Source organism: Hydrogenovibrio sp. 3SP14C1 (genome assembly GCF_029625905.1).
Taxonomy (GTDB): Bacteria; Pseudomonadota; Gammaproteobacteria; order Thiomicrospirales; family Thiomicrospiraceae; genus Hydrogenovibrio.
In genome coordinates, this window is the sequence record NZ_JARTLM010000278.1 from 1 (window position 1) to 244 (window position 244).

Annotated in this window: 1 protein-coding gene; it reads right to left on the bottom strand. The window is 67.6% G+C overall.

The annotated features are described in order from the left end of the window. Nucleotides 1-191: hypothetical protein (locus P8629_RS12530; protein WP_442908720.1), on the bottom strand; the 191-nt coding region annotated here is incomplete at its 3' end. Nucleotides 192-244 lie beyond the last annotated feature (53 nt).

Consider the following 244-nt stretch of genomic DNA (forward strand, 5'->3'; position numbering starts at 1 on the left):
GGTTCGAGTTCACGGGCGCGCTGCTCGGCCAGTTCGCGGGCGTCCTCAGCCTCCACGACCATCAGCGCCAGTTCGCGCTTGGTGATCGACTCGACCCGGTAGCCGCCCGTCTTGCGGATGGAGGGCAGGACTTCGTGGGTCACCCAGCGCTGGAACCGCTGCACGGTGGCTTTGGCGTCGGCGTCAATCATGCGGGCCGCCGACCGGTTCATCACGGCCCGGTAGAAACCCGCCTCGTTGATGG